The organism is Streptomyces sp. NPDC090032 (assembly GCF_044748025.1).
GTDB lineage: Bacteria > Actinomycetota > Actinomycetes > Streptomycetales > Streptomycetaceae > Streptomyces.
The window spans coordinates 52,848-79,137 of sequence record NZ_JBIVFF010000008.1 but is presented as its reverse complement, the minus strand read 5'-3'; the positions used below and the strand labels follow the sequence as shown (position 1 = coordinate 79,137).

At 70.0% G+C, this 26,290-nt stretch carries 19 protein-coding genes and 1 pseudogene; 14 read left to right on the top strand and 6 right to left on the bottom strand.

The window, feature by feature from the left end; translation table 11 throughout:
* Nucleotides 1-69: 69 nt before the first annotated feature.
* A pseudogene (locus tag ACIPWY_RS21280) lies at nucleotides 70-876 on the bottom strand (SAM-dependent methyltransferase).
* Nucleotides 877-1,031: 155 nt separating this feature from the next.
* On the opposite strand from ACIPWY_RS21280, the gene ACIPWY_RS21275 reads away from it, so the two are divergent.
* On the top strand, nucleotides 1,032-1,952 hold the full coding sequence (locus tag ACIPWY_RS21275) for a GNAT family N-acetyltransferase (protein WP_393702580.1): 921 nt from the start codon (nucleotides 1,032-1,034) through the stop codon (nucleotides 1,950-1,952).
* Between the two features lie 168 nt (nucleotides 1,953-2,120).
* On the top strand, nucleotides 2,121-3,167 hold the full coding sequence (locus ACIPWY_RS21270; RefSeq protein WP_393702578.1) for a metallophosphoesterase family protein: 1,047 nt from the start codon (nucleotides 2,121-2,123) through the stop codon (nucleotides 3,165-3,167).
* Nucleotides 3,168-3,266: 99 nt separating this feature from the next.
* Here the strand turns inward: ACIPWY_RS21270 and ACIPWY_RS21265 are convergent, their stop codons facing one another.
* A complete protein-coding gene (locus ACIPWY_RS21265; protein ID WP_393702576.1) occupies nucleotides 3,267-4,031 on the bottom strand; it encodes a crotonase/enoyl-CoA hydratase family protein in 765 nt (254 codons plus the stop codon).
* A 135-nt stretch (nucleotides 4,032-4,166) separates the two neighbouring features.
* On the opposite strand from ACIPWY_RS21265, the gene ACIPWY_RS21260 reads away from it, so the two are divergent.
* On the top strand, nucleotides 4,167-6,050 hold the full coding sequence (locus tag ACIPWY_RS21260) for an ABC transporter ATP-binding protein (RefSeq protein WP_393702574.1): 1,884 nt from the start codon (nucleotides 4,167-4,169) through the stop codon (nucleotides 6,048-6,050).
* Nucleotides 6,051-6,128: 78 nt separating this feature from the next.
* On the opposite strand, the gene argG is transcribed toward ACIPWY_RS21260, so the two are convergent.
* Together argG and ACIPWY_RS21250 are read right to left on the bottom strand one after the other, a co-directional pair.
* Complete coding sequence (gene argG, locus ACIPWY_RS21255) at nucleotides 6,129-7,577, bottom strand: argininosuccinate synthase (protein WP_362906505.1); 1,449 nt, start codon at nucleotides 7,575-7,577, stop codon at nucleotides 6,129-6,131.
* Nucleotides 7,578-7,704: 127 nt separating this feature from the next.
* Nucleotides 7,705-8,289: a dihydrofolate reductase family protein gene (locus tag ACIPWY_RS21250; protein ID WP_362906503.1), complete on the bottom strand. Its 585-nt coding sequence runs from the start codon at nucleotides 8,287-8,289 to the stop codon at nucleotides 7,705-7,707.
* A 359-nt stretch (nucleotides 8,290-8,648) separates the two neighbouring features.
* Between ACIPWY_RS21250 and ACIPWY_RS21245 the strand changes: the two genes are divergently transcribed.
* From ACIPWY_RS21245 to ACIPWY_RS21225, 5 genes are all read left to right on the top strand, one after another.
* On the top strand, nucleotides 8,649-9,890 hold the full coding sequence (locus ACIPWY_RS21245; RefSeq protein WP_393702944.1) for an MFS transporter: 1,242 nt from the start codon (nucleotides 8,649-8,651) through the stop codon (nucleotides 9,888-9,890).
* Nucleotides 9,891-9,993: 103 nt separating this feature from the next.
* Nucleotides 9,994-12,255, top strand: coding sequence for a helix-turn-helix domain-containing protein (locus ACIPWY_RS21240; protein WP_393702571.1), 2,262 nt, complete (start codon nucleotides 9,994-9,996; stop codon nucleotides 12,253-12,255).
* 124 nt (nucleotides 12,256-12,379) lie between these two features.
* Complete coding sequence (locus ACIPWY_RS21235) at nucleotides 12,380-13,078, top strand: alpha/beta hydrolase (RefSeq protein WP_362906499.1); 699 nt, start codon at nucleotides 12,380-12,382, stop codon at nucleotides 13,076-13,078.
* Nucleotides 13,079-13,173: 95 nt separating this feature from the next.
* Nucleotides 13,174-14,013 carry an alpha/beta hydrolase gene (locus tag ACIPWY_RS21230; RefSeq protein WP_362906497.1) on the top strand — a complete coding sequence of 280 codons (840 nt, stop codon included), beginning with the start codon at nucleotides 13,174-13,176 and terminating at the stop codon, nucleotides 14,011-14,013.
* A 231-nt stretch (nucleotides 14,014-14,244) separates the two neighbouring features.
* A complete protein-coding gene (locus ACIPWY_RS21225; RefSeq protein ID WP_362906495.1) occupies nucleotides 14,245-15,168 on the top strand; it encodes an endo-beta-N-acetylglucosaminidase H in 924 nt (307 codons plus the stop codon).
* Nucleotides 15,169-15,343: 175 nt separating this feature from the next.
* Here the strand turns inward: ACIPWY_RS21225 and ACIPWY_RS21220 are convergent, their stop codons facing one another.
* Entirely contained in the window at nucleotides 15,344-15,805 is a 462-nt protein-coding gene (locus ACIPWY_RS21220; RefSeq protein WP_362906493.1) for a pyridoxamine 5'-phosphate oxidase family protein, read from the bottom strand.
* Between the two features lie 292 nt (nucleotides 15,806-16,097).
* Between ACIPWY_RS21220 and ACIPWY_RS21215 the strand changes: the two genes are divergently transcribed.
* A complete protein-coding gene (locus ACIPWY_RS21215) occupies nucleotides 16,098-16,901 on the top strand; it encodes a PepSY domain-containing protein (protein ID WP_362906491.1) in 804 nt (267 codons plus the stop codon).
* 273 nt (nucleotides 16,902-17,174) lie between these two features.
* On the opposite strand, the gene ACIPWY_RS21210 is transcribed toward ACIPWY_RS21215, so the two are convergent.
* Complete coding sequence (locus ACIPWY_RS21210) at nucleotides 17,175-17,948, bottom strand: polysaccharide deacetylase family protein (protein ID WP_362906489.1); 774 nt, start codon at nucleotides 17,946-17,948, stop codon at nucleotides 17,175-17,177.
* Nucleotides 17,949-18,686: 738 nt separating this feature from the next.
* Here ACIPWY_RS21210 and ACIPWY_RS21205 point away from each other — a divergent pair.
* From ACIPWY_RS21205 to ACIPWY_RS21185, 5 genes are all read left to right on the top strand, one after another.
* Nucleotides 18,687-19,334 carry a hypothetical protein gene (locus ACIPWY_RS21205; protein ID WP_393702566.1) on the top strand — a complete coding sequence of 216 codons (648 nt, stop codon included), beginning with the start codon at nucleotides 18,687-18,689 and terminating at the stop codon, nucleotides 19,332-19,334.
* 465 nt (nucleotides 19,335-19,799) lie between these two features.
* Nucleotides 19,800-22,469 carry a SpoIIE family protein phosphatase gene (locus tag ACIPWY_RS21200; RefSeq protein WP_362906485.1) on the top strand — a complete coding sequence of 890 codons (2,670 nt, stop codon included), beginning with the start codon at nucleotides 19,800-19,802 and terminating at the stop codon, nucleotides 22,467-22,469.
* 270 nt (nucleotides 22,470-22,739) lie between these two features.
* Nucleotides 22,740-24,134 carry a uracil-xanthine permease family protein gene (locus tag ACIPWY_RS21195; protein WP_393702564.1) on the top strand — a complete coding sequence of 465 codons (1,395 nt, stop codon included), beginning with the start codon at nucleotides 22,740-22,742 and terminating at the stop codon, nucleotides 24,132-24,134.
* Nucleotides 24,134-25,567 carry an amidohydrolase family protein gene (locus ACIPWY_RS21190; protein WP_362906481.1) on the top strand — a complete coding sequence of 478 codons (1,434 nt, stop codon included), beginning with the start codon at nucleotides 24,134-24,136 and terminating at the stop codon, nucleotides 25,565-25,567. The genes ACIPWY_RS21195 and ACIPWY_RS21190 overlap by 1 nt, the downstream gene beginning before the upstream one ends.
* A complete protein-coding gene (locus tag ACIPWY_RS21185; protein WP_362906479.1) occupies nucleotides 25,564-26,274 on the top strand; it encodes a sulfite exporter TauE/SafE family protein in 711 nt (236 codons plus the stop codon). The genes ACIPWY_RS21190 and ACIPWY_RS21185 overlap by 4 nt, the downstream gene beginning before the upstream one ends.
* Nucleotides 26,275-26,290 lie beyond the last annotated feature (16 nt).

Here is a 26,290-nt window from a genome sequence, read left to right as displayed (position 1 = left end):
AAGATTCAGGTAGTCCGCCTGAGGGTTTCCGGGAGCCCGGGTGAGGGGTTTCGGGGGTGGGTCCGAGGGTTACGGCTTGCGCGCCACCCCCGCGTACGGCGGTACCGGCGATTCGCTCCTGGCCTCGTCGACGGCGAGCTCCGGGTGCCAGTCCGGCAGCCACACGATCCCGGGGGCAAGCAGGTCGAGCCCCTCGAAGAAGCGGCCCATCTCCTCGCGTGAGCGCGGTACGAGCGTCACCCCGCCTGCCGCGTACATCGCCACGGCCTCCCGGGTCCGCTGCGGATCGAAGTCGCCGGCGAGCTGCGACAGGACCGGATGGCTCCCCGACGGCAGCGCGTCCACGAGGGTGCGTACGAGGTCGTAGACGCCGTCCGTGTCCGGGATGAAATGGAGCAGCCGACGAGCGACAGTGTCACCGGGCGGTAACTCCAGGCTGTCCGCAGCGAGTTCAAGGATCTTCTACGGCTCCCGCGCGTCCGCCGACAGGTACTCGGTGCGCCCTGCGGAGTGCCGCGCAGGAGCCCCCCCCGCGTGGGCGAGCACGATGGGGTCGTTGTCCACGTACACGACACGGGCGTCCGGCGCGGCGGACTGGGCGATGCGGTGGAGGTTGGGCTCCGTGGGGATGCCGCTGCCGAAGTCCAGGAACTGGCGCGCCCCGGCCGACCCGGCGAGATGCCGTGTGGCGCGCTGCATGAACCAGCGATTGTGCTGGGCCACGTACTTGGGCTGAGGTTCGAGCGCCACGATCTGCCGGCCGAGCTCCTCGTCGACCGGGTAGTTGTCCTTGCCGCCCAGGAGCCAGTCGTGGACCCGTGCGGGATGTGGGGTGCTGGTGTCGATCCGGTCGACGGGCGGCGTGTTCTCCCCCATGGCGCAACTCCCTTGCGGAAAAGAGCAGTTCGGTCAGCTGCCCGATCATCGTGCCTCAGTGGTCGCGGCGGAGGGAGGTGATCGGGAAGGATGGGTCCGGCACAGATCAAGGGCGGCGGCCGGCGGCGCGTCGCACAGGAACGGAAGAGGCGACGATGACGCGACCGGACCCCCACACCTCCGGCAACCACCCGACGGCCGGCACCCCCGAGGCGCCCGAGCGGCTCGACATCACCCGGGCCACGCTCGACGACTGGCACGTCGTCACGGGCTGGGCGGCGGACGAGGGCTGGAACCCCGGCCTCGCCGACAGCCGCAGCTTCTTCGCCCAGGACCCCGACGGCTTCTTCATCGGCCGGGTCGACGGCGAGCCCGTCTCCGCGATCTCCGTGGTCAACTACGGTGACGACTACGCCTTCCTCGGCTTCTACCTCGTACGCCCCGACCTGCGCGGCCGCGGCTACGGCATCGCCACCTGGAAGGCGGGCCTCGCGCACGCGGACGGCAGGACCGTCGGCCTCGACGGCGTCCCCGACCAGCAGGACAACTACCGCAAGTCCGGCTTCGGTCTGGAGCACGCGACCGTCCGCTACGCGGGAGTCCCGCGGTCCCCGCGCCCGGCCGCCGGCGAACCCGCACCCGGCGCCGTCATCCCCGTCGCCGAGGCGGGCGGCCTGAAGGCCATCGCTTTGTACGACAGCGCCTGCTACCCCGCGGAACGGCCCCGTTTCCTCGCCTCCTGGCTCGCCGGTGACGGGCATCGCGCGCTCGCCCGCGTCGTCGACGGCCGCGTCACCGGCTACGGCGTCATCCGCCCGGCCCGGGACGCGTTCCGCGTCGGCCCGCTGTTCGCGGACACCCCGCAGGATGCCCGCGCGCTGTTCGATGCCCTGCTCGCCGCGGTCGGCCGGGCGGCGGTCGCGGTGGACGTCCCCGAGTCGAACCCGGCCGCCGTGGCACTCGCCGAGGAGTACGGACTGACCCCCGGGTTCGCCACGGCCCGCATGTACACCGGGTCCGTCCGGCGGTTCGCCCAGGAAAGGATCTTCGGCATCACCACACTCGAACTGGGCTGAGCAGGGACCCGCACGCCGGGCCGCGGGATTATCACGAAAGAGTAACTGGGCTAGACCATACTTAAGGCCTCGGTCATCTCCGGTATGTCGTCACGCCATCACGATCCGTAAGGCTCGAAGTCGACCAACCACCCGCACACGGGGGCAGTCGCTTTGGAGGAAACACCGATGGATCGCAGATCGTTCATGGCCACGACCGGGCGCGCGACGCTCGCGACCGGCGCGCTCGCCGCGACCGGCTCCCTGGTCTCCGCCCCCGCGGCCGCCGAGACGCCCGCCGCCGCTCCCGCCGCACAGGGCCACGGCGGCGGGACCGTGCGGTTCAACATCATCAGCGACATCCAGGGCGACCTGACCGACTTCGGCAAGGCGCTCGACGACCTGCACTCGGTCAATCCCCACAGCGCGGGCCTCGGCATCGCCGGCGACATCACCCCGCGCGGCTACGACTTCGAGTACGCGGCCGTCCGTCAGACCCTGGACAAGCACCCGCACCCCAAGAACGTGGCGTGGGCGATCGGCAACCACGAGTTCTACGTGCCGAAGTACAGCGACCCCAACACCCTCGCCCAGGCCACCTGGCCCAACGGCACGACCGAGGACTCCCTCTTCCGCAGCTTCTACAACTTCGCGGAGCGGGGCAAGGTCTACTCGGAGACCTCGTTCGGCGGCGTGCCCGTCCTCAGCCTCGGTACCGAGCGCTACTCCCACTACCACGACGCGAAGCTGTGGGACGAGGTGTGGATCAGTGACGAGCAGTTCGCCTGGCTCGAGGACCGGCTCGCGTACTGGGCGCGCCGCCGCCGTCCCGTCATGGTCCTGACCCACCACCCGCTGCCCAACACCGTGTCGGGTACGCACAACAAGCTGTACATGAGCGACTACCTCCAGCCCGACCGGCTCCTGTCGGTCCTGGGCCGCTACAGGGACGTGTTCCTGTTCTCCGGGCACACGCACTGGGACCTCAACCTGTCCGACTGGGTGGTGCGCCGTGTCGTGCCCGGCACCGGCAACCTCGAAGGGTTCACCGTCGTCAACACCGCCGCCGTGCAGGTCGGTTGGATGGACGACGGCAAGGGCGGCGAGGTCTCGCTCGGCGGTGCCTTCAACCAGGGCCTCCAGGTCGAGGTGGGGCCCCGCTCGGTCGTCATCAAGGCACGTGACTTCACGACCGGCACCTGGCTGAAGCAGCTGACGGTCCCGCTGCACACCTAGGGCCTCTCGTTTGGATCATGCCCCGCTCCCTGATCCGGCCTGATCCAAACGAAAGACCCCAGGCCTGACCCTTCGCGCGGGGGCGGGCGCGGCGCCGGGTCACATGTCGGTGAACGACCCGTGCCGCCCCGCCCCTGACGCGAACCGCGCGGCCCCCTTCAGGCTCTCCTCCAGCACGGCTGTCCCGTACCGCAGTTCGGTCGCCATGGCCGCCTCCTCGCCCTGCCCCGCCTGGTCGAGCACGGAGGCCCGGTCGCCGCGCATGCAGGCCTGCGGGAAGCCCGCGAGCCGCGCCGCGAGCTCCTCCGCCTCGGCACGCGCCCGGCCCGGCGGCACGACCCGGTTGGCGAGCCCCATCGCGTACGCCTCCGGGGCGGGCACCGGGCGGCCCGTCAGGATCAGGTCCATGGCGCGGCTCTCGCCGATGAGCCGCGGCAGCCGCACCGTGCCGCCGTCGATGAGGGGCACGCCCCAGCGCCGGCAGAACACCCCGAAGACGGCGTCCTCCTCGGCCACCCGCAGATCGCACCAGAGCGCCAACTCGAGGCCGCCGGCCACCGCGTGCCCGCTCACCGCGGCGATCACCGGCTTGGACAGCCGCAGTCGGGTCGGGCCCATCGGGCCGTCACCCTCCTCGGCGACCCGGTTCCCGCGCTCCGTGCCGATGGCCTTGAGGTCGGCGCCCGCGCAGAACGTGCCTCCCTCGCCCCAGAGCACGGCGACGCGAGCGGATTCGTCGGCGTCGAACTCCTTGAAGGCAGTGGCCAGTTCGGCGGCCGTGGGCCCGTCGACCGCGTTGCGGACCTCGGGGCGGGACAGTGCGACCGTGGTGACGTGACCTCGGCGTTCGACGCGGACCGGCATCCGGACCCTCCTGAGTGATCATCGCTGGGTGATGTTCAGCGTGGCACGTCGACCGCGCCCCTCCCAGGGGTCCTCCACCGTGAATCAAGCATCCGGGTTGACCTCAAGCTTGCTTGAGGTCTTACCGTCTACTCCATGAGCATGGAGACCACGGCGTGGACGCAGCTGCACAGCGTCATGAACGCCCAGCAGGACACCCGACCCTTCGCCCGCGCCACCCTCAGCCGCATCGCCGCCTTCGCGCGTCCGCACCGGCGCCGGATCACCCAGTTCGTCGTCCTGAGCGTGGTCACCGCACTGACCGCCGTGGCGACCCCCTTGCTCGCGGGGCACGTCGTCGACGCCATCGTCGCCGGCAAGCACGAGGGCACCGTCATCCGCCTCGCCCTCCTCATCGCCGTGATCGCCCTCGCGGAGGCGGGCCTCGGCCTCGTCGCCCGCTGGCTCTCGGCCAATCTCGGCGAGGGCCTGATCCTCGACCTGCGCACGGCCGTCTTCGACCATGTGCAGCGCATGCCCGTCGCCTTCTTCACCCGGACGCGCACCGGCGCCCTGGTCAGCCGCCTCAACAACGACGTGATCGGCGCGCAGAGAGCGTTCAGCAACACGCTCTCCGGCGTGGTCGGCAACGTCGTGACCCTGCTCCTCACCCTCGCCGTCATGCTCACGCTCTCCTGGCAGATCACGCTCCTCGCCCTGGTCCTCCTGCCGGTGTTCGTGGTGCCCGCGCGGCGTATGGGTACGCGGATGGCCCGGCTCCAGCGGGAGGCGGCCGCCCACAACGCGGCCATGGGAACCCGGATGACCGAGCGTTTCTCGGCGCCCGGCGCCACGCTGATCAAGCTGTTCGGCCGGCCCGGCGACGAGTCCGCCGAGTTCGCCGCCCGCGCACGCCGCGTACGGGACATCGGCGTACGGACGGCCATGGCGCAGTCCGCGTTCATCACCGCCCTCACCCTCGTCTCGGCCCTCGCCCTCGCGCTCGTCTACGGTCTGGGCGGCTACTTCGCCATCGAGGGCACCCTCGAAGCGGGCACCGTCGTCACCCTCGCCCTGCTCCTCACCCGCCTCTACGCGCCGCTGACCTCCCTGGCCGGGGCGCGGGTCGAGGTCATGAGCGCGCTGGTCAGCTTCGAGCGCGTCTTCGAGGTCCTCGACCTGAAGCCGCTGATCGACGAGAAGCCGGACGCCCGTGCGGTGCCCGAGGGCCCGGTCGCCGTTGAGTTCGACGACGTCCGCTTCGGCTACCCGTCCGCCGACAAGGTCTCCCTCGCCTCCCTCGAAGAGGTCGCCTCGCTCGACACCCGCGGGGGCGCCGAGGTCCTGCACGGCATCTCGTTCCGCGCCGAGCCCGGCCAGACCGTCGCCCTCGTCGGTACCTCCGGCGCGGGCAAGTCGACCGTCGCCCAGCTGATGCCGCGTCTCTACGACGTCGACGAGGGTGCCGTACGCATCGGCGGGGTCGACGTCCGCGACCTGACCGCCGTATCCCTGCGCGCGACCCTCGGCATGGTCACTCAGGACGGCCACCTCTTCCACGACACCGTCCGCGCCAACCTCCTCCTGGCCAGGCCCGGAGCGAGCGAGGAGGACCTGTGGGACGTGCTGCGCCGCTCCCGCCTGGAAGCCCTGGTCCACTCCCTGCCCGACGGCCTCGACACCGTCGTCGGCGAGCGCGGCTACCGCCTCTCCGGCGGCGAACGCCAGCGCATGACGATCGCCCGCCTCCTCCTCGCCCGCCAGCGTGTCGTCATCCTCGACGAGGCGACCGCCCACCTGGACAACACGTCCGAGGCGGCCGTGCAGGAAGCGCTCGCGGAGGCACTCGAAGGCCGTACCGCCGTCGTGATCGCCCACCGCCTGTCCACGATCAGGTCCGCCGACCAGATCCTGGTGGTCGAGGACGGCCACATCGTGGAACGCGGCACCCACGAGACGCTCCTCGCCGAGGAGGGCCGGTACGCGGAGCTGTACCGGACGCAGTTCGCGGACCCGACGGACGTGGTGGAAGCCGCGTAGCCGCGAGGGAAGAACGAGGAGGAGGGGGTGGCCACTGCGGCCACCCCCTCCTCCTCTTCGTCGTCCTGCCCGTCGGGGCTAGTCGGTGCCGGACTCCATCGCGGCGCGGTCCAGGAGCTCGTCGTCCTCGGAGACCTCGCCACGGGAGGCGATGACCTCGGCGCCGCCCTCCGGCATCGCGCCGATCAGGCCCGTCGCCGCCGCCTGCGCGGCGCCGATCAGCTCGGGGTGCGTCGTGCCGACGATGCCGAGGCCCGCGTACTGCTCGAGGCGGGCGCGCGAGTCGGCGATGTCGAGGTTGCGCATGGTGAGCTGGCCGATCCGGTCCACCGGGCCGAACGCCGAGTCCTCGGTCCGCTCCATCGACAGCTTGTCCGGGTGGTAACTGAACGCCGGGCCCGTGGTGTTGAGCAGCGAGTAGTCCTCACCGCGCCGCAGCCGCAGCGTCACCTCGCCGGTGACCGCCGAGCCGACCCAGCGCTGCAGCGACTCGCGGACCATCAGCGCCTGCGGGTCCAGCCAGCGGCCCTCGTACATGAGCCGCCCGAGGCGCCGGCCCTCGTTGTGGTACTGCGCGAGGGTGTCCTCGTTGTGGATCGCGTTCACGAGACGCTCGTACGCGGCGTGCAGCAGCGCCATGCCCGGGGCCTCGTAGATGCCGCGGCTCTTCGCCTCGATGATCCGGTTCTCGATCTGGTCCGACATGCCCATGCCGTGGCGGCCGCCGATCGCGTTCGCCTCCATGACCAGGTCGACCGGGGAGGCGAAGGGCTTGCCGTTGATCGTGACCGGGCGGCCCTGCTCGAAGCCGATCGTCACGTCCTCCGCGGCGATCTCCACCGACGGGTCCCAGAACCGCACGCCCATGATCGGCTGAACGGTCTCCACGCCGGTGTCGAGGTGCTCCAGCGTCTTGGCCTCGTGCGTGGCGCCCCAGATGTTGGCGTCGGTCGAGTAAGCCTTCTCGGTGCTGTCGCGGTACGGCAGGTCGTGGGCGACCAGCCACTCCGACATCTCCTTGCGGCCGCCCAGCTCGGTCACGAAGTCGGCGTCGAGCCACGGCTTGTAGATGCGCAGGTGCGGGTTGGCCAGCAGGCCGTAGCGGTAGAACCGCTCGATGTCGTTGCCCTTGAACGTCGAGCCGTCGCCCCAGATCTGGACGTTGTCCTCGAGCATCGCCCGGACCAGCAGCGTGCCGGTGACGGCACGGCCCAGCGGCGTCGTGTTGAAGTAGGCACGGCCGCCCGAGCGGATGTGGAACGCGCCGCACGCGAGCGCGGCCAGGCCCTCCTCCACCAGCGCCGCACGGCAGTCGACCAGGCGCGCGATCTCGGCACCGTAGGCCTTGGCGCGGCCGGGCACCGACGCGATGTCGGGCTCGTCGTACTGGCCGATGTCGGCGGTGTAGGTGCACGGGACGGCACCCTTGTCGCGCATCCACGCGACCGCGACGGAGGTGTCGAGGCCGCCCGAGAAGGCGATGCCGACGCGCTCGCCGGCGGGCAGGGAGGTAAGAACCTTAGACATGGGAAGAGTATGCATCCTAGAGAATGATTATGCAAAGGGGTGGGTGTCCCTTTGTGTCGCCTCCCTCATCGTGATCGCGGAGGAGGCGTGCCGCACCGCGGCGCGGCCCGGGACCGAACCGCCTTCCCTATCCCTGGGCGTCCCGGACGATCCCGTAGGTGAGCGCCGCGAGACCGTCGCCGACGGTACGGGTGTCCAGGAGGTTCAGGGACAGCTCGTCGCCGCTCTCACCGAAGAGACGCTCGCCGGCCCCGAGCACGACCGGGTGGACGATCAGCCGCAGCTCGTCGGCCAGGCCGTGCGCGAGCAGCGTGCGCACCAGCCGGCGGCTCGCGTAGACGACGATGTCCCCGGTCAGCTCCTGCTTCAGCTTCGAGACCGCGGCGACCACCTCGCCGTCGAGGACCGTCGAGTTGTTCCACTCGGGGTCGACGAGGGTCGAGGACACGACGTACTTGGGCAGGGTGTTCAGCCGCTCCGCCCACGCGCCGCTCCGGGACGGCCACCGGGCGGCGAACCACTCGTAGCTCCGCCGGCCGAGCAGCAGCGCCTGAGTGCCGAGCGCCTCGTCGAACTCGACCTTGGTCCACTCCAGCCGGTCCCTGTCCGCCATCCGGTCGAACCAGCCGCCGTGCGAGAACCCCTCCTCCCCGGTCGGGTCCTGGACGACGCCGTCGAGCGAGACGTTCTCGCTGATGACGATTTTTCCCATGTCGGTCTCCTTCGGTACGGGCTAGGGTCGGGGCGTCGAGTGACCTGCGAGGAGTGAGAGATGCCCGGTCGTACGAGCGCGCTGTGACGTGTAGGCCGTGACCGGCCCGTCATCGCGTGCTGCCCTTGTCGCGTGGCACAGCGAGCCCTCTCCTGCCTGAACCGCCGGTGCGCCTTCTGCCCGACCGGTGGCGGGCCTCGTCGTCAGCACCGCAAGGGATCCCTGTGCCCTCCGCTTCGTCCGCTTCTTCTGAGTCCTCCGAGTCCTCTGAGTCCTCCGAGTCCTCTGAGTCCTCCGAGTCCTCCGAGTCCTCCGGGTCCTCCGCCGGATCCGCTTCCGCCCGACCCGCTTCCCCAAGCCTGTGGCGCGACCGCGACTTCCGCCGACTCTGGGTGGGCCAGACGGTCTCCCAACTCGGCGAACACACAACTCTGGTGGTGCTGCCGCTCTACGCCGTCCTGACACTCGACGCCGACGCCGGTGAACTGGGTGTCCTGCGCGCGGTGGGGCAGGCGCCGATCCTGTTGCTCTCGCTCCTCGCCGGCGCCTGGGTGGACAGGTGGCGGACCCGCACGGTGATGGTGTGGGCCGACACGGGCCGGGCGCTGGCCCTGGGCGCCGCGGCCGCGGCGGGGCTCCTCGGCGCGCTCGGCCTGCCCGCGCTGCTCGTGACCGCCTTCGCCGTCGGCGCCCTCTCCGTGTTCTTCGACGTGGCCTACCAGGCGTCTCTAGTCCGGCTGGTCGAACGCGACCAGCTGGTGCGGGGCAACAGCGCCCTGGAGGGCAGCCGCTCCGCCGCCCAGATCGCGGGCCCCGCACTCGGCGGGGTGCTGGTCTCCCTCCTGACGGCGCCGATCGCCGCCGCGTCCTGCGCGCTGCCCTTCGCGCTGTCGTTCCTGTCGATACGGCGGATGCGCCGCCGCGAGCCGGTCCCGAAGCTCTCGCCACGTCCCCCGCGGGTCCGGCGGCGGATCCTTGCGGGCCTCCGCTTCGTCGCCGCCGACCGCGCCCTGCGGACCGTGTGCCTGGCCTCGGCCGCTTTCCAGTTCTCGCTGGCGGCCATGATGACCGTCTATCTGCTCTTCCTGCCGCGGGAACTGCACCTGTCCGGCCCCGAGGTCGGCCTCGCGCTCGCGGCCACAGGACCGGGCGCACTCCTGGGCTCGCTGCTGGCCGCCCGCCTGCCGAGCCGCTTCGGTCACGGCGTGGTGCTCGTCGCCGCCGCCGCACTCGGCGACGGCGCGTTCCTGGTCGTGCCCGCGCTGCACGGCTCCACCGCGGCGACGGTTCTCGCCCTCGTCGCGGTCAGTCTCGTGTTCGGTACCTTCGGGCAGCTGGTGAACGTCACGGTGATGGGTGTACGGCAGGCCCTCACCCCGTACGGGATGCAGGGCCGCGTGGCCGCGACGATCACGTTCGCCGGCATGGGGCTGACCCCGCTCGGCTCGCTGCTCGGCGGTTTCCTCGCGGACCAGTGGGGCCTGCGCGTCAGCCTCGCGGCGACGGCGGCAGGGATGCTGCTGTCCCCGTCGGTGATGGCGCTGTCCCCGCTGGCACGCCTGGGACGCACGCTTCCGGCCCGCCGGGTCCTCATGGACTGATGACCGACCTGGAAGTACGTCCCGGACATACGATCGTCGGGATGTCTGGAGTCCGCCCTTGACCTGATGTGACGCAGGAGGGGTGGGAGGGGGGTGGGCCCCCGTGACTGAACACCACGGGTTCGGCGACGTGTTGCGCGCGCACCGGCGTAAAGCACGTCTGACGTTGGAGCAGTTGGCGGAGGCTTCGTCGGTCAGTGCCCGCACGCTGTCCGACATGGAGCGCGGACGCAGCAGAGGGCCGCAGCACAGGACCGTCACCGCGGTGGCAGACGCCCTGGGACTCGAAGCGGGCGCACGGCAACGGCTGATCGAGCTGGCACGCGCCGGGCGGCTGCGCGATCACTGGAGTCGCCCGAGTGGTCTGTGTGAACTGCCCGGGACGATCGACGACTTCACCGGCCGCGGTGCGGAACTGATCTGGATGAGCGAACTGCTCTACGCCGAGAGCTCACCGGGCGTCGGCGTGGTGGGACTCGTCACCGGATCGGCGGGCCTGGGCAAGACGTCCTTCGCCGTGCGTGCCGCGCACTCCGTGCGGCCGAGTTTCCCCGGCGGGGTGTTCTTCATCGACCTGTTCGGCATGTCCCAGCGTCCGGCAGGTGCGGGCGACACCTTGCGGACGCTGCTGCGCGCGTTCGGCGTCGCGGACCAGCACATCCCTGGCGACACGCAGGAACGGGCCGCCCTGTACCGGTCGCTGCTGCGCGACAAACGGGTCCTGGTCGTCCTCGACAACGCCGCATCGGAGGAGCAGGTCCGCCCGCTCCTGCCCGGCGGAGGTGCCGGCCGGGTGGTGATCACCACCCGGCGGTTGCTGGCGGGTCTGGAGGGGGTGCGCAGACTCGTCCTCGGCCCCCTGCCCGTGCCTCAGTCCACGCAACTGCTGACCGGGATCCTGGGGGAGCGTGCCGCATCCGACGACGAGACAGCGCTGACGAGGATCGCCGAACTGTGCGGGGGACTGCCGCTGGCCCTGCGGATCATCGGAAACCGGCTGGTCAGCCGGCCCGCATGGGACGCCGCGGAACTCGCCGGCCGGCTCGCCGACGAAGAGAGCCGACTCCATCAGTTCACGGCCGGCGACCTCAAGATTGCCAACGCCTTCGGCATGTCGTACGAGCAGCTCGCCGAACGTGCCAAGCGGCTGTTCCGGCGCCTCGCCGCGGTGCCGGGCCGGGACTTCGACGCCGCTCTGGCGGCCGTGGCCGGAGGGATGCCGATCGAGGACGCCTGGCAGGGGCTGGACGACCTCGTCGACCTCGGCCTGCTGCAGGACGGCACCGCGGGCCGTTATCGATTCCACGACCTGGTCCGCCTGTTCGCACGCGACCGCCTCCAGAACGAAGAGGCCCCGCCCGGACGGGAAGCCGTCACCGCCACGGTGACCTCGTGGCTGCTGCGGATGGCCACAACAGCAGGGCGCTGGTTCGAACCCGGCTACGGCCGTCCCGACGGGCCCGACCCCGACCTCACCTCCCTGGCCACCGAAGAAGAGGCCGAACAGTGGCTGCGCGGCAATGTGGACAACTGGCTGGCCGCGATGCGGGCCGCAGCCGGCCAAGGCCTGCACGAACTCGTCCTGAACTGCGCGGAGTCGATGCACTGGTTCTCCGACCGCTGGCTGCACGGCCCGCACTGGGGCGAGGTCTTCACCCTGGGAGCACAAGCCGCCGCCGCTCTCGACGACCTCGCGGCGCAGGCGACTCAGCTCAACTACCTGGCGTGGGTCCACTCAGTACCGCCCAGCGACCCGCAGACGGTCCTGAGCTACACGGCACAGGCGCTGGAACTGGCCACACGCGGCGGTGCGAGGACTCAGATCGCCTGGTCACACCAGTACAGCAACGCGGCACTCAGCAAGCTCGGCCGGCACGACGAAGCCATCGCGGCAGCGTCACAGGCAGCACAGACATTCAAGGCGCTGGGCGACATCGACTCGCACGCCCAGGGCCTCGTCGGCGTCGGCAACTGCCTCCGCGACCAAGGACGTCACTCCGAAGCACTGCGGCAGTACCTCGAGATCCGCGCCCTGGCAGACGACGAGAAGTCCGGCATGACACCCCGCATCGCAGCCCTCAGCCGACCGGTGGTGGGTATCCGCATCGGCCAGTGCCTGGCGGTCCTCGGGCGCCGGACCGAAGCCGTCACCGCCCTCAACGAGGCGATCGGCCTCCTGGACGGGCTCCGCATCTCGAACTTCTGGCTGGCCCAGGCCCTGGAAGAGGTGGCTGCCCTGCACGCACAGGACGGTCGCACGGACCAGAGCCGCCACGCCTACGCGCGGGCGGCCGAGGTGTACGCGTCGACCGGCGACGGCGAAGCCCACGACCGCTGCCGCAGCCTGGCCGCGGCCGGCGCCTGACACCCGGAAGGCAGGCGTTCCGTAACTCTGCATGCTGCTCTGCGTGTTCAGTCCTCCCGCGCGCGACTTGTATGGGGTACCTCGGACAGGCACCGGGCCTGTCCGTCCAGAGGGGACATGGGCCATGGCAACCATCAGGAACATCGTGCTCGTCCACGGTGGCTTCGTGGACGGATCAGGCTGGCAGGGCGTCTACGACCACCTCACCGCCGACGGTTACCGCGTGGCCGTCGTGCAGAACCCGACCCTGTCACTGGCCGGGGACGTCGCCGCCACCCACCAGATCCTCGACACCCTGGACGGCCCGGCGGTACTCGTCGGCCACTCCTACGGCGGCGTCGTCATCACCGAAGCCGGAAACCACCCGAACGTCGTCGCGCTCGCCTACATCGCCGCGTTCGCGCCGGACAAAGGCGAGTCGGTCAGCTCCCTGATCGCCGACCCGCCGTCCGGCGCGCCGGTCCCGCCGATCCTGCCGCCGAGGGACGGGTTCCTGTTCCTGGACCGGGACAAGTTCGCGGCCTCCTTCGCCGCCGACGTCCCCGAGGCGCAGGCCGCGTTCATGGCCGACTCCCAGGTCCCCTGGGGCATCGACGCCCTCGAAGGGGCCGTGTCCGAACCGGCTTGGCAGACGAAGCCGTCCTGGTACCTGGTCTCCACCGACGACCGCATGATCCCTCCGGCGGCCCAGCGCGCCATGTCCGAGCGTGCCGGTTCGACCGTGAGCGAGACCCCCGGCAGCCACGCCGTCTACGTCTCCCGCCCGGCCGTCGTGGCCGCCGTCATCGCGCAAGCCGCCGAAAGCCCGGGCAGCCGCTCCTAGCAGCCGCCCGCCCGCGTCTCGTCCGGGCGGCGCCTCGGCCCGGACGAGACGCCCCGTGCCCGCCCCGCTCCACCCACCACCCCTGGAGTATCCGCATGACCGTCCGCCCCACGTTCACCCGCCGCAGAGTCATCGCCACCGGTGCAGCCGCCGCGGCATCGGCCGCGATCCTCACCCCGAGCAGCGCCACGGCCGCGACCGGCAGCGGCCCCGCGCCGGGCGCCAAGCCGACCATCGTGCTGGTCCACGGCGGCTTCGCCGATTCGTCTTGCTGGAACGGAGTCGTCCCGGAGCTGCAGAGCAAGGGTTACACCACGATTGCAGGGTCGAACCCGCTGAGGGGCATTCCCACCGATGCCCCGTACATCGGGAGTCTGCTGGACTCCATCAGCGGGCCGGTCGTCCTGGTCGCACATTCCATGGGTGGAACCGTCATCACGAATGCCGCTGCCGGGAAGAGCAACGTCAAGGCGTTGGTCTACATCGCGGCGTTCGCACCCGATGTGGGCGAGACCCAGGGCGAGCTCATTGACAAGTTCCCGGGCAGCGAGGTCCTGCCCGTGAGCGTGCCGGTCCCTTACACGAAGCCCGACGGCACCACGGGAACCGACCTGTACCTGAGCAAGGACGGCCAGGCAGCCTTCGCCGCCGACGTGTCCACAGCTGCGTTCCGGCTGCTGCAGGCCACTCAGCGGCCCTTCGACGCGGACTCCTTCACCTATCCGACCAAGGCCGCCGCGTGGCGGACGATCCCGTCGTGGGGCCTGGTCGCCGGCCGGGACAAGGCGATCCCGCCCGCGGCCGAGCGCTGGATGTACAGCCGTGCGAAATTCCGAAAGGTCGTCGAAGTGCCGACCTCGTCCCACGTCGCGATGATCAGTCACCCGAAGACCACCGCAAGGCTGATCGAGGAGGCCGCCAGAGCCACCAGGTGACCTGGTAACTGCCCCACCCGCACCCGCGGGCCGGGGCTCATTCACGTCAAGGCCGCGGGAGGAGCCAACTCCCTTGCGCAGGCGTCGAGTTGTGGCGCGAGGTGCGTGGGAGTCGTGAAGAGTTCGCGTACGATTCCCGGGATTCGGTCACAGGAGCGGAAAACTCGGAGCGCTCACTCGGCGCTTCCGAACAGGTCGGGCGCCGACCGTGCGATGGGAGACCGATCAACGATGTTCACTCTGGTGCGGAACAGAGTGCGGACGGCCGCGCTCGCGCTGTCGGCCGTCGCGGCACTCGCCTTCGGCACGACCGCTGCGACCGGCGCGGCAGCGGCCCCCGCTCCGGCTCCCGTGAAACAGGGACCGACCTCGGTGGCGTACGTCGAGGTGAACAACAACAGCATGCTGAACGTCGGCAAGTACACCCTCGCCAACAGTGGCGACAACGTCTTCGACGTCGCCGTGATCTTCGCGGCGAACATCAACTACGACACGGGTACGAAGTCGGCGTATCTGCACTTCAACGAGAACGTGCAGCGAGTCCTCGACAACGCCGCCACGGAGATAAGGCCGTTGCAGCAGAAGGGCATCAAGGTCGTCCTCTCGGTGCTCGGCAACCACCAGGGCGCGGGCTTCGCGAACTTCCCGTCCCAGGAAGCGGCCTCGGCGTTCGCGAAACAGATGTCGGACACCGTGACCAAGTACGGCCTGGACGGGATCGACTTCGACGACGAGTACGCCGAGTACGGCAACAACGGCACCGGCCAGCCCAACGACAGCTCGTTCGTGCACCTGGTGACGGCGCTGCGCACGAACATGCCGGACAAGATCATCAGTCTCTACAACATCGGCCCGGCCGCGTCGCGCCTCTCCTACGGCGGCGTCGACGTCTCGTCGAAGTTCGACTACGCCTGGAACCCGTACTACGGCACATGGCAGGTCCCCGGCATCGCACTGCCCAAGTCGAAACTGTCGCCGGCGGCCGTGGAGATCGGCGGGACCTCGCAGAGCACGTCCGCCGACCTCGCCCGCCGCACCGTCAGCGAGGGGTACGGCGTCTATCTGACGTACAACCTCGACGGTGCCGACCGCAGCGCCGATGTCTCCGCGTTCACGAGGGAGCTGTACGGCAGTGACGCCGTCTACACGCCGTAATTCGTGAGAGCTGAGAGCTGAGAGCTGGGAGCGCGGGTGAGACAAGGAAGCCCCACCGGAGAGCGTGAGCTCCGGTGGGGCTTCCTCGTGAGATCGGCCAGTCACCCGAGCTGTAGATCGTGATCCGAGAGAGGCGCCTCGGCGAGGGGCGGCCGTTGTCCCAGCCGCATCCCGTCTATTCCAGCCACATCCCGTCGCGCATGATGACTCTCCCGCGGAGTTCCGGCTCGCCGTGCCAAGCGCGCACAGTTCTCGGGACTACGCGTACATACAGGAAGGAACCCTCTTCCACGCGTGGATCCCACCCGAACTTGTCGGTGAACGCCTCCGCTGCGTCTCCGGGCACCTCCTGGTCCAGGAAACACTCCGCCTCACCCTGGAGGAGCACCACGTCGAAGGTGTTCGGCAGTGCCAGGCGCACGCGCGGCTCTTTGCGGACGTTGCGCGCAGTCACGGAAGTGGCGCTGGTGCACATCCACACTGCTCGCCCATCCCACGAGAACCACAGCGGCACCTGGTGCGGCCCGTGATCAGGGTGAGCCGTCGACACCCAGATGTCCCGCTCGGCAGCGAGCCGCTCCAGAGTGTCGCGCATACGCTCCGCCGTCTCGCGGCGAACTATTCCTGTGGTCTCCATGAGGACCGACCCTAGCCAGGCGGGCGCGAAGCGCGCCTGAGGCGCAGGACCTCCTCCCAGCGACCGATGAACCCCTCAGCTTTCGGCTCGGGGCGACCAACTTCGGTAGGCATCGTCCCTATGCCCGCGAAAATCCGCCCGCGAAAACACGGGCGGATCGTGAGCCCCGGATGCTCAGCGTGGCGGAGCTGATCCCGGCGACGGCCAAGAGGCGGCGGCGCCGCATGGTCGATCGGGTGACTCCGGCCGCCGGGCAACATGGCCGATCGGTGTGAGGGCTAGGCATGGGGTTATGAGATTTGAGTCCCGACGCAAGAAGACCGGCATCCAGCGCGCCCGCCACCTCCATGTCGTCGGCGCCGTGTGCGCCGCCGTAGCCTCAGCGGCACTGATGACAGGCTGCGGAGCGAACGGTGGCAAGACGACAGACGCAGCGACGGCGGAAGCGGCGAAGGTCATTCCGAGCCAGGCGGCCACCCCGTCGGACAGCCCCTCCGGCAGCGCGCAGCTCACTCAGGACCAGACAGCGCGCAAGAACGTGCTCGGTGTCACCAAGGTCACCTTCGACAAGGCGGCCGCCACGGCAGTGGGCGAGGTCTCGGGCAGCAAGCTGGCCGAACTCGACCTGAAGAGCCCGGGCGACGAAGACCACGACACCGACTCCGACGAGAGCGAAAGCCCCAGTCCCAGCGGAACCCCCAGCCCCAGCCCCAGCCTCAGCCCCAGCCCGAGCGGCAGCTCCGCCGCCCCGCAATGGGTCGCTGAAGTCGTCGAGAAGGACGGGACCACGCACACCGTCCGCATCGACGCCATCTCGGGCAAGGTGATCCAGTCGGTCGCCCAGAGCGGCCAGGACTCCGACGACAAGCGTGAGATGGCCGACCGGATCGCCCGTGCCACGCAGACGCCGCAGCAGGCGGCCAAGGTCGCCACGGACAAGACGAAGGGCACGGTCACCTCCGTCAACCTGGATGACAACGACGACAACGCCCTCATCTGGTCCGTCGGCGTCGTCACCGCGGACTGGAACAAGACCGACTTCGAGATCGACGCGGTGAAGGGCACCATCACCCACGAGGAGGTCGACCGCGACTGACGCGCTGCCGCTGTGGGAGGCCCGGCGAGCCGGCCTCCCACGAGCCAGATCCTGCTGACGGAGCCACCTCAGGGAGTCGCGCCGGGCTCTGACGCGGCACCTGCTGATGCACGGTGCGCAGCGCAGGCCCGGATCGGCGCCCATCGCTCCGGCGAGGCGCGGCCGCGCCTCCTCGCACCGGAACACGGCGGGCCGATCCGCCGGCCGCGGGGACGGTGCCCCTGCCGGCCGCGTACAGGTATCGGCCCCGAGGCGCCGAGCCAGGGGCGAGGCTCAGCGCACCGGGAAGCCGAAGGAGTAGCCCTGTTCCTTGAGTTGGGGGAGAATGCGGCGCAGGGCTTCGACGGTCTGGGCGCGGTCGCCGCCCGCGTCGTGGAAGAGGATCGTCGGTCCGTTGGGCAGCTCCCGCTCGACGGTGGCGACGATGGTGTCCGTACCGGGGCGCTCGAAGTCCTTGCTGTCCACGTTCCAGCCCAGCGGGCGCATGCCCCGGGAAGCGGCGAGCTTGCGGCTGTAGGGGGTGAAGGCTCCACCGGGTGCCCGGTAGTACATCGGCCGTACGCCCCCGGACGCCTTGGTGATCATGCGTTCGGTGTCGAGTACCTGCTGCGCCTGGTAGGCCTCGGACTTCTTGTCCATGGCGGTGTCGTGCGACATCGAGTGGTCGCACAGCCGGTGCCCGGCCGCGACGACCTTCTTCACGAGGTCCGGGTGCGCCTGGGCCTGCGGGCCCACCATGCAGAACGTGGCCTTCACCTCGTACTCCCGCAGCACGTCGAGCACTTGAGGGGTCCACCGGGGGTCGGGACCGTCGTCGATGGTGATGTTGACGCCGCGGGTCCCCGCGTCCGAGGCGTGTGCGATGGTCACCGCGGTCGGTCTCACGTCACTGCCCGGGTTGGCCGGGGCTGCCGCCTCGGGTGACGAGCCGTCCGCGGCACCGGCCTGCGCGGTCCACACCGAGGCACTGGTGGCGAGCAGCGTCACCCCGAGCGCGGCCCCCACCACTTTGCTGTTCCAGCCTCGCCCGTTGCCCCGTCGCGCCATGTCCGTCCCCTTCACGCAGTGCCCCACCGGTCCCGATCGCCTTGCGATCACTGGGCAGGACGAGAGGCACGGGCCCACGGATGCGTCCGTTACCGATCACGGACAAGTCCGGGAAGGTTCGCGGACAACCCCTGCGGCCCGGCAGCAAAACAGGAAGCCACACACCGGCGGCGCCGTTGTGGCGGTTGTGCTGTGTTGCGTTGTGTTCTTGGGGGATGCCCGGCTCAACAGGCCTGTCAGGTCGCACCAGTTGAGCGCGCCCCGCTCGTCCGCGCGTAGAAGGGCACCGTCATGCCGCAGCACACTGCCTTCGCTCGACGGCAACCTGAAGTCCATGGACGTCGATCGACGACGGCGACGGGGCCCCGGTGTCTTACGTCTGGCACGGCCTGCCGCGACGATGCCCGCGTCTTCGCCGAAGGCGCAGTACCGGGACTGGCCTCCCGCCCGCTCCGAGAGCGTCACCGCACCACCGGCTCCCGAAGCCGGCTGGCGCGTCGCTCTGGGGGCTGTTCCAGGTTCGGATCATCTGACGGGCCGGAGGCTGCGGAGCCAGACCACTGCGCCGCGTAGGTGGAGTCCGGTGAGGTGGCTGGTGGGGGATGGCCCCGTCCGTCCTGGCTCCCCCCCCGAAGTCCCCTCCGTCCGCCTCATCGTGCCCTTGCGGCCGCGGACCGCTGACAGGCACTGGCCCCGGGCGCTACTCTCCCGGCACTGACATGGGCCGGCGGGGGAATCATGAACAGGCTTCTCGCATGTGTTGTGGCCGGTGCGGTGCTGCTCTCGGCGGTGGCCTGTACCGCGGGGGGTGGCCCGTCCAGGGCGAAGCCGTCACCGGGGGCCTCCTCGACGCGTACGGCGTCGCCGCGGGCCGCCGCATCCGGCCAGGTGGTCGACGCGTCCAGAGCCAACCTCAGGGCGCAACTGCCCATCAAGGACCTTCCAGGACCGCACGGGATGTTCACCGCCGCCGTCGGCCGGAGCGCTGCCACGTTCGTCTGGGAGTCCGCCGACGGGCGCTTCTGCTCGGGTTCGGCCGCTTCGGCCGGCGGGTTCACCACGACGTCGTGCGTCTCCGACCGCGGCGACATTCCCTTCTCCGTCCGTCCCGCGCTCGTTCCCCTGCTCAGTACGTACACGTTCGCCGAGGTCCATGTGTTCGGCGCGGACCGTGAGATCGTCCGGTCGGTGACGTGCAACGGCAGACCTCTCGCGGTCCGCCGACTGCCACCTGTCCTGGACGGTCGGCGTGCGCTCTACGCCTTCGACCTCTCGGAACCGACGGCCGGACGGGTCATCGTCACCGTCGTCCGCGGTCGTGCCACAGCCACGGAACACGTAGAGCTGATGGGCGGAGACCTCCGGCACAAGGCGTCGTGCCGCTGACGCGGGGCGGGTGCGCGGTCGGTGGTGAGCGCCCGGCGCTCCGGACGTGAGCGGGGGCGTCGCCCCCCCCACGACCGGTAGCCGTTGCGGACGTGGACGGGGCTGAGCGTCCCGGCCCCGGAGGAGCGACGCGAGACCAGGTAGGCCAGATCCGAGGCGATCGAGCCGGCTTGGAGGTCATTCCCGTCGTTCCCATCGGCCTGGCCCTGGTAGTTGTCGAGCGTGGATTCCACGGTCTCGCGCGCCCACCACCACGCAGCCGGGCGCCCCGGCCCCCGTCGCCGGCCTGCAGGTCCGCCGGATCCGACGACGATCCACCTTCGGAGGATTGAGCAACGGGTATTACCGCGCCGCCTGACCGAACGGCATCGTCACAGCTCACAGCACCGAATCGTATTTTCGTGCCACACGGGGTGCGCGGTGCGGCCTGTGGCCGCTCCGGATCGTCAGTGCTAGAAAGGTCACATGGCGAATCGTTTCGCCGACTTGAGAAGCCTGTTCAGGTCCCTGGTCAGCAGAAGCCCGCGAAGCGTAGCCGGGCAGGTGTTCGTACTCCAGGTGGCGCTGGTCGTGCTGCTCGTGGTCGCTGGCGTCTTCGCCCTGGTCCTCCAGTCGGACCGGGACACCAATGCCGAGGCCAAGCGCCGCTCCGTCGCCGTGGCGGAGACGTTCGCGCACTCTCCCGGCGTCGTGGCCGCACTGGAAAGCCCCGACCCGAGCAAGATCCTCCAGCCGCTCACGGAGTCGGCGCGCAAGGCTGCGGGCGTCGATTTCATCGTGGTCCTCGATACCAAGGGCATCCGCTACACCCACCCCCTGCCGAACCTGATCGGAAAGCAGTTCGTGGGCAACATCAAGCCGTCGCTCGCGGGGAAGGTGTACACGGAGAGTGTGATGGGCCCACTCGGCCGGGAGGTCCAGGCCACCGTCCCCATCGACAACGCCGACGGCAAGGTCGTGGGGCTCGTCTCGGCAGGGCTGAAGGTCAAGAACGTGGCCAGTCAGGTGGCCCGGCAACTGCCGATCATCCTGGGCGCCGGTGCCGGGGCGCTCGTGCTGGCCACCGCGGGCACGGCACTGGTGGGCCGGCGGCTGCGACGGCAGACCCACAGCCTGGCCCCGGACGAGATGACCCGCATGTACGACCACCACGACACGGTGCTGCACTCCGTGCGCGAAGGCGTGCTGATAGTCGATGGCGGCGGGCGGCTGGTTCTGGCGAACGACGAGGCAAGACGGCTGCTGGAGCTGCCCCCTGATGTCGAGGGGCATCTCGTGTCGGAGCTGTCGAGCCTCGACCCCGAGACGGCGGAGCTGCTCGCCTCAGGGCGCGAGGTCACCGACGAGGTGCACTTCGCCGGAGACCGGCTGCTGGCGGTCAACCAGCGGCACACGGACAGCGACGGCGGCCCCATGGGGACGGTGGTGACGCTGCGCGACTCCACCGAGTTGCGGGCGGTGACCGGCAGGGCGGAGATCGCGAGGGAGCGGCTCAAGCTGCTGTACGACGCCGGACTGGGCATCGGCACCACCCTGGACGTCCTGCGCACCGCCGACGAGCTGGCGGAGGTCGCCGTCCCCCGTTTCGCCGACTTCGTCACCGTGGACCTGGCCGACGCCGTACTGCACGGTGAGGAACCGGCCCTCACCGCGACGGACATGCGGCGTACGGCCGTGTACGGCATCCGGGACGACCACCCGCTCTACGAGGCGGGCAGGCTGATCGACTTCCTGCCGTCCACCCCCCAGGCCCGCGGCTACGGGAGCGGTCACGCCGAGCTGGTGCCCGACCTGTCGACCGCCACGGGCTGGCACGCGCAGGACCCGGAGCGCACCAAGCGGATCATGGAATTCGGCATTCACACCCTCATCGCCGCCCCGATCAAGGCCCGCGGCGTCGTGCTGGGCATGGCCAACTTCTGGCGCTCCCAGCAGCACGGGCCCTTCGACGAGGAGGATCTGTCGCTCGCCGAGGAACTGGTGGCCCGAGCGGCGGTCAGCATCGACAACGCCCGCCGCTACACCCGCGAGCACGCCCTCGCGGTGACCCTCCAGCGCAGCCTGCTGCCGCGAGCCCTGCCCGAACAGAGCGCCCTCGAGGTCGGTTTCCGCTACCTCCCCGCCCAGTCGGGCGTGAGCGGCGACTGGTTCGACGTGATTCCACTGTCGGGCAGCCGGGTCGCGCTGACCGTCGGCGACGTGGTCGGCCACGGGCTGCACGCCGCCGCCACCATGGGCCGGCTGCGGACCGCGGTGCACAACTTCTCCTCGCTCGATCTGCCGCCCGACGAGTTGCTCAGCCACGTGGACGACCTCGTCGGCCGCATAGACCAGGACGAGTCGGACACGGTGAGCGCCACGGACATCGTGGGTGCCACCTGCCTGTATGCGATCTACGATCCGGTGACGAGGCGCTGTGTCGTGGCGCGTGCCGGGCACCTGGCGCCGGCGCTGGTCCTCCCCGACGGCACCGTCACCTTCCTCGATCTGCCGACCGGGCCGCCTCTCGGTCTGGGCGGGCTGCCGTTCCAGACGGCCGAGCTGGACCTTCCGGACGGCGCCCAGCTCGTCCTGTACACCGATGGCCTCATCGAGGACCGCAGACGCGATCTGGACGTGGGCATGGAGCTGCTGCGCCAGGCGCTGTCGGGCCACCCCGGCAGGTCGCCCGAGGAGAGCTGCCAGGCCGTGCTCGACGAGCTGCTGCCGGGGCGTCCCAAGGACGACGTCGCCCTGCTGATCGCCCGTACGCGGGGGCTGCCGCGCGACAGGATCGCCGACTGGGACGTGCCGCTCGACCCGGCCGCCGTCGCGGGGATGCGCGACGCGGTGGCCCTCAAGCTCGACGAGTGGGGCCTGTCCGAGCTGGCCTTCACCATGGAGCTGATCCTGAGCGAGCTGATCACCAACGCCATCCGTTACGGCTCCGAGCCGATCCATGTACGGCTGATCCACGACCGTACGTTGATCTGCGAGGTCGCCGACGGCAGCAGCACCTCCCCGCACCTGCGGTACGCCGCGACGATGGACGAGGGCGGCCGCGGTCTGTTCCTGGTGTCGCAGGTCGCCGAGCGCTGGGGCACCCGGTACACGCCTCAGGGCAAGGTGATCTGGGCCGAACAGGCTCTGCCCTAGCTCTTCCGCCCCAGAGCTCCGACGTACGCGGCAGGACGGCGGGATGACCTGTCGTGCTGCCACGCCTGGGCTGCCTCACCGCGACCGTCCTGAGCGGGAGGCTCTCGACCAGCAGGGATGAACAGACCTGCCGTTGCGGGCCTTGACGCTTGTCCCACGCCCCCACATACTGGCGGCCAAATCGATTTGGCCAAATCGATTTGGCTCTCCGTCCAGGGCCCGATCACGGCTGAAACCCCGAGCATGCCGAACGTCGAACGGAGCTCGAACGTGTCCAGTCCCCGCCGTACCCTTCCCGATACGGAGCGCCCCGGGCGCGAGCCCACGCGCCCAGCTGCCACCCACCCCGTGGACGAGTGCCGGCCGCTGAGCCGCATATTCCTCTTCGGGATCCAGCACGTCCTCGTCATGGCTGCCACGCCGATCTCGGCGATCTTCCTGATGAGCGCCACTCTCCGCCTCGATCACCGGCTGACCGTCGACCTGCTTTCCGCGGCCTTCGTGCTCTCCGGTGTCGGGTCCCTGATCCAGTCGCTCGGACCGTGGAAGTTCGGTCCCCGGCTGCCGTTCATGATGCTGCCGGGCGGCGCACCGCTCGTACTCTTCCTCGCGATCGCCGAGCAGCACGGCCTGCGGACAGCCAGCGGGGCGGTCATCCTGACGGCGGTCTTCACCTTCGTCGTCCTGCCGGCCTTCTCCAGGCTCCTCCGCTTCTTCCCGCCCCTGGTCATCGGCACCATGATCGTCATCGTGGGCGTCAATCTCGTGAAGGTCGGGGCCGTACTCGTGACCGGCCGGCCAGGCGAACCGGGGTTCGCCGACACCACGAACCTCGGACTCGGTATGGCGACCATCGGGTTCACCGTTGTCTTCTATCTGTTCTTCAGCGGCATCCTGAGACAGCTCGCGGTCATGCTCGGGCTGCTCGCGGGTACGGTCCTCGCGGCGGCTGTCGGCGCGATGGACCTCGGCCATGTCGCCGGAAACAGCGTGGTCAACGTGCCGCAGCTGATGCCGCTGGGTTCCCCCGAGTTCAATCTCCTCGCCGCGCTGCCCTTGATGCTGTACAGCGTCGCTTCCATGGCCGAGGCAACCGGCCAGACCGTCATCAATGCCGAGGCGGTCGGCAAGGACATCGACGCGCGCACCGCTGTCCCCAGGACCATCCGCGGCGACGCGCTCACCTCCCTCTTCGGAGGGTTCTTCGGCCTGCCGCTGATGGTGACGAGCGGCGAGAACATCGGGATCGTCCGTGTCACCGGCGTCCGCAGCCGCTTTGTCACCGCGGCGGCCGGAATCGTCCTCATCGTCATCGGATTCCTGGCACCGGTGACTCGCGCCATCTCGGTCGTCCCGTCGGCGGTCGTCGGAGGCACCGCCATGGTCGTCTTCGCGGTGATCACGGTGCTGGGGGTGCAGATGCTCGGCCGCTCGGATCTCGACAAGCACACCAGCACGTTCATCTGCGCGGTGGCCCTCGCCCTCGGTCTGCTGCCCATCCTCATACCCGGTGTGTACGCGGGCTTCCCGCCGAACATACGCATCCTGCTCGAAAGCGGCGTTGCCGTCGGCGCTGTCGTCGCGGCAGTTCTGAACATCCTCTTCCACCATGTGAGGCCCGCCGTTGCCACACGTCTGACCGCCTCCCGCACGGAAAGCGACTGATGAATCAGCTCACCCCAGAACTCCTCGACGGTCAGGGCCCTTTCCTACTCGTTCCGGACGTCGTACTGCTGCCCGAAGGGCCCATGCACGGCTTCGCGGTCGTCGTGGCCGACGGCTGCTTCCGCGCCGTGGGGCAGGTGGAGGAGGTCAAGCGCACGCACCCGCACCTCGACGCCGTACCTCTGCCCGGATGTCTGCTGATGCCAGGCTTCGTCGACGCTCATCACCACCTCACGCAGAGCTTCGGATCCGCGCTCGCGTTCGGCGAACCGTCGGAGATCTTCCGACGCGTCTGGGTGCCGCTGGAGAGGGCGCTCGACGAGGAATCGGCTTACGTGGCAGCCAAGTTGGCGGCACTTGAAGCCTTGCGGGGCGGCTTCACTACGGTCACCGACGCCGGCACCCGTGCCGAGCTGGACGTCGATGTTGTCGCCTGTGCCACCCGTGACGCCGGGATCCGCTGTGTGCTCGGGCTGGTCTGCAACGACGCCGACACCTACGGTGCTGACACCTACAACGCCGTCAGCAGCAACGCCGTCGACAAGAGCGCTTCCGTCCTCGACACCGCGGAGAAGCACCTCGCCCGGTACGAAGGCGACCACCTTGTCCATCCGTCTCTCGCCATCTCCATCCCGGAGGCCGCTACCGCCGCGACCCTGGAACGCACCGCCGGGCTCGCAGCCGAGGCCAGGGCCGTCGTACAGATCCATGTCAACGAGCACCTGGCAAGCGTCGAACGCTCCCTGGTCCGGCACGGCCTGCGCCCGCTCGAGTACCTGAACAGCGTCGGAGCACTCGGCCCTCAACTGCTCGCCGCACACGCCACGTTGCTCACCCCCCGCGAACTGACCCTGCTCGCCGACACCGGAACCGCCGTCAGCTACAACCCCGTTGCCAGCGCCTGGAAAGGCAACGCCGTCGCCCCGGCCACCGCCATGGCCGAGCGAGGCATACGCTTCGGCCTCGGGACCGACGGCACCCGCGGGGACGGGTTCCGGCTCGCGGATGCGGCCGAATCCGCGCAGCGGCTCGTGTACGGGCTGGCGACCGGTGACTCGTCCTGCGGCGCCGGCTGGACCTGGCTGGAGCACGCCGCGGGCGGCGGTGCCGACGCGGTCGGACTCGGCGGCCGCACCGGCACCGTGGCCGAGGGCATGGCAGCCGATTTCCTTCTCGTCGACGTCACCAACCCCGAACTCGCGCTCTCCTGGGACCTGCCCTGGGAGCTGGTACGGCGTGGCAACCGCGATCAGATCACCGCCGTGTTCGTCGAGGGCCGTATGCGCCTATGGCGTGGCCGGCCCACGGACTGGGACGGTCCCGCGCTCGTAGAACAGGCGGTGCAATTGGCTCGCGCGGCTGTGGACGCGGCTCCGATCACCCGCGTGCACTCCACCTCCGTCGCGGCACGGAAACGGAGCACCGGACAGTGAATATCGAGACATTGGCGCTTCTCGCCGTGGCGGTGACGGTCGCCGCATTCGTCCAAGGCAGTAGCGGACTCGGCTTCGCGCTGATCGTCGCACCCGTGGTCGGGATCCTCGATCCCCGCCTGCTCCCGGTGTTCGTTCTCGCGTCCATGATTCCACTCAATCTGTATGTGGCCTGGCGTGAACGGGCCTCGCTCGATCTGCGCGGCGCGGGCTGGATCGCCGGCGCGCGGCTCGCGGCCACCCCTGGCGGGCTGGCTCTGCTCTGGCTGATTCCGGACCGCAGTCTCGGTCTGTTCGTCGGCGCCGCCACCGTCCTGGCGGCGGTCGTGAGCCTTGCCGCGCCCGCCTTCACGCCCGGCCGTGCCGCGTACGTCGGCGCGGGGGCTGTGACAGGGCTGACCGAGACCGCCACCGGCGTCGGCGGTCCGCCTCTCGCGCTGGTCTACCAGCACCGGCCGCCGGCCGAGTTGCGCTCCACCGTCGCCGCCTGTTTCCTCATCGGTGAAGTAGCTTCGCTGGGCCTGCTGTTCGCGACGGGTGAGGGGCACCCGGAGGATCTCCAGTGGGCAGCCGCGCTGCTGCCGGCGATAGCGGCCGGAGCGTGGCTGAGCCGGTTGGTGCATCACCGGTTGGACGCGCGCAGGATGCGGTTGTTCGTGCTCGTCTTCGCGCTGGTCTCCGGGCTGGTTCTCATGCTCGGGGTCTGACCCTCAGGCTGCCCCC

Coding starts and splice junctions, on each gene's coding strand:
- ACIPWY_RS21275 (WP_393702580.1), top strand. CDS start 1,032: ATGACGCGACCGGACCCCCACACCTCCGGCAACCACCCGACGGCCGGC.
- ACIPWY_RS21270 (WP_393702578.1), top strand. CDS start 2,121: ATGGATCGCAGATCGTTCATGGCCACGACCGGGCGCGCGACGCTCGCG.
- ACIPWY_RS21265 (WP_393702576.1), bottom strand. CDS start 4,031: ATGCCGGTCCGCGTCGAACGCCGAGGTCACGTCACCACGGTCGCACTG.
- ACIPWY_RS21260 (WP_393702574.1), top strand. CDS start 4,167: ATGAGCATGGAGACCACGGCGTGGACGCAGCTGCACAGCGTCATGAAC.
- argG (WP_362906505.1), bottom strand. CDS start 7,577: ATGTCTAAGGTTCTTACCTCCCTGCCCGCCGGCGAGCGCGTCGGCATC.
- ACIPWY_RS21250 (WP_362906503.1), bottom strand. CDS start 8,289: ATGGGAAAAATCGTCATCAGCGAGAACGTCTCGCTCGACGGCGTCGTC.
- ACIPWY_RS21235 (WP_362906499.1), top strand. CDS start 12,380: ATGGCAACCATCAGGAACATCGTGCTCGTCCACGGTGGCTTCGTGGAC.
- ACIPWY_RS21230 (WP_362906497.1), top strand. CDS start 13,174: ATGACCGTCCGCCCCACGTTCACCCGCCGCAGAGTCATCGCCACCGGT.
- ACIPWY_RS21225 (WP_362906495.1), top strand. CDS start 14,245: ATGTTCACTCTGGTGCGGAACAGAGTGCGGACGGCCGCGCTCGCGCTG.
- ACIPWY_RS21220 (WP_362906493.1), bottom strand. CDS start 15,805: ATGGAGACCACAGGAATAGTTCGCCGCGAGACGGCGGAGCGTATGCGC.
- ACIPWY_RS21215 (WP_362906491.1), top strand. CDS start 16,098: ATGAGATTTGAGTCCCGACGCAAGAAGACCGGCATCCAGCGCGCCCGC.
- ACIPWY_RS21210 (WP_362906489.1), bottom strand. CDS start 17,948: ATGGCGCGACGGGGCAACGGGCGAGGCTGGAACAGCAAAGTGGTGGGG.
- ACIPWY_RS21205 (WP_393702566.1), top strand. CDS start 18,687: ATGAACAGGCTTCTCGCATGTGTTGTGGCCGGTGCGGTGCTGCTCTCG.
- ACIPWY_RS21200 (WP_362906485.1), top strand. CDS start 19,800: ATGGCGAATCGTTTCGCCGACTTGAGAAGCCTGTTCAGGTCCCTGGTC.
- ACIPWY_RS21190 (WP_362906481.1), top strand. CDS start 24,134: ATGAATCAGCTCACCCCAGAACTCCTCGACGGTCAGGGCCCTTTCCTA.